The sequence below is a fragment of the Nocardiopsis sp. TNDT3 genome (assembly GCF_003427465.1).
Taxonomy (GTDB): Bacteria; Actinomycetota; Actinomycetes; order Streptosporangiales; family Streptosporangiaceae; genus Nocardiopsis; species Nocardiopsis dassonvillei.
Genome location: NZ_QPFC01001287.1, coordinates 1 through 2,274, shown reverse-complemented (window position 1 = coordinate 2,274; position 2,274 = coordinate 1). Strand labels below are relative to the sequence as shown.

Annotated in this window: 2 protein-coding genes; both read left to right on the top strand. The window is 77.1% G+C overall.

All coding sequences use genetic code 11. From position 1 onward, the window contains the following. Window positions 1-677: GTPase-associated protein 1-related protein (locus DQW06_RS26915; protein WP_255418272.1), on the top strand; the 677-nt coding region annotated here is incomplete at its 5' end. Between the two features lie 143 nt (window positions 678-820). After that, on the top strand, window positions 821-2,274 hold a 1,454-nt coding region (locus DQW06_RS26910; protein WP_232833174.1), incomplete at its 3' end, for a hypothetical protein.

Here is a 2,274-nt window from a genome sequence, read left to right as displayed (position 1 = left end):
GGGTCCTGGTGGCGCCGGGGGTGGGCGGCTGGGTGGCCGAGGCGATGGCGGCGCCCCCCGGGGCGGGCCAGGAGCGGACGTGGCGTGAGCTGGTGGACGAGGTGTCCCGGCACTGGTTGCGGACCCGGCTTCCCGATTCCGGCCGACGGGTCGTCGTGGAGTGGTCGGAGGTCCGCCCGTCCCTGGTCGCACTGCGCGCGGCCGGGGAGGACCGTGCGCACGACCGGCTCGCCGCCGTGTACGCGGCCGTGCGGGGAGCCCATCCGGCGGTGGAGGAGGTGGCCTGGCGGCTGGTGGTGCGCGTGCTGTTGGGATGGTGTCAGTGCTCGCTGCTGGCCGAGGCCCTGCGGGACTGCCCGGCGCAGGTGTTCGAGGCCTACGGCGAGGCGGTGTCGGCCCGGCTGGCCGACGACCGTCCGGACACGGCCACGGCAGCCCTGGTCTACCGGGCGACGAGGCACCGGATCCTGGCTGGGCACCGGCGGGCCGGGCACCTGGACGCGTCGGTGCTCGCACCGGCCGTGGGCGGGTGGCGGCGGCGCCACCTGGCGAGGATGCGCAGACAGCTGCCGCGCGAGTCCGCGGCCGGTTTCGACGAGTGGGCGCAGCGCTCGCGCGAACCGCGCGGGCGCGGGTTCCTGGGACTGGGTTCGCGGTCGGGCGAGCGGCGGTCATGAGGGGGGCGGCGTCCGCGGGGCGGTCTGCGCCGAGGCGGGCGGCCTCCGGAGGGCGGAGCGCGCTCACGGGGTGGTCGGCGCTCAGGCGGGCGGCGTCCGCGGGGCGTGCGGCGCGGTCGCGGCGCGACGACGGCGGCGCGCAGATGGGGGTGGCGCTCCTGGTCGCCGCCGCTGCGGGCCTGGGCCTGGTGGTCGTCTACCTGCTGCGGTGGTGGCTGCTCGCGGGACTGGTGAGCGCCGTGGTGCTCGGGGGAGGTGCCGCCCTCCTCGCCGGGTGGTGCGTGCTGGTGCTCTCCTACCTGCGCCGTGTGCGCGAGGTGATGTGGGCGGGCGACCACCCGGACGAGCCGCTGCCCGGCACCCGCGACGACCCCGCGCACCTGGCCTACCACGGCGGTCCGGCCTGGTGGGACCTGCGCGCGGTGGTGGCGCACAACTGGGGGGCCGCGGCGCCCTGGAGCGTGTTCCTGCTGCCGCAGTTCCTGGCCCACGCCCTGGTGGTGGGCCTCTATCTGGCCGCGGCGTGGACCGCCGTCGGAGCGCTGCGGCTCGCGGACTCGGGACTGCTGCTGGTGCGCCGGATCCGCATGGTGTGCCCGGGGTGCTTCCTGCGGCTGGGTTACCCGGCCTACCTGTGCGCGCGCTGCGGTCGGCGGCACGGCGCCATACGCCCCGGCGGGCGGGGGCTGTGGCGGCGGGAGTGCCTGTGCGGAGCGCGCCTGCCCACGCTGCTCCTGCTGGGTTCGGCCGACCTGGAGGCGCGGTGTCCGCACTGCGACCGGGGGCTGGAGCACCGTCCGGGCGAGGCCAGGGAGTTCGTGCTGCCGCTGTTCGGGGGCACGGGCGCGGGCAAGACGCGGCTGGTGACCGCTATGAACCTGGCGCTGGCTCAGGCCGCGCGCCGGGCGCCGGAGGCGTACGTGGAGCCGGTGGGCGAGGAGACGGTGCGGCGGCTTCGGGAGGGCGAGCGGGTGCTCGCGGCCGGGTCCCGGACCGCGCCCACTCCCCCGGGCCGCGAGGTGCGGGGGCTGACGGTGCGGGTGGGCGCGAGCGGCAGGACACTGCTCATGCAGCTGTTCGACGCGGCGGGCGAGCGGTTCAACCGGTCGGCGACCGTCGAGGAGCTGGCCTACCTGGGCCGGGCGACGACGTTCGTGCTGGCGGTGGACCCGTTGGGGATCGAGTCGGTGTGGCGTTCGCTGACCACGCGGGAGAGGGCCCGGCTGGCCGGGGACCGGTCGCACACCCGCGATCCGGAACTGGCCTACGGGGCGGTGCGCGACGAGATCCGGCGACAGTACCGGATGCTGGCCCGGCGCCGGGGCGGGCGGGGACTGCGCCAGGCCCGCCTCGCGGTGGTGGTCACGCGCGGCGACCTGGTGCGGGGCACGGCCATCGCGCCCGGGGAGACCGACCAGCGCGTGTGGGCGGAACGGACCCTGGGACTGGGGAACCTGCTGCGGGACGCCGAGGCCGACTTCGGGGAGGCGCGGGTGTTCCTGACCTCGGCCGTCACCGACCGGGAGGGGAGGGCCGACCCCAGCCTGAACGCCCTCCTGCGGTGGACGCTGGCCGGGGAGCACGACGCTTTCACCGC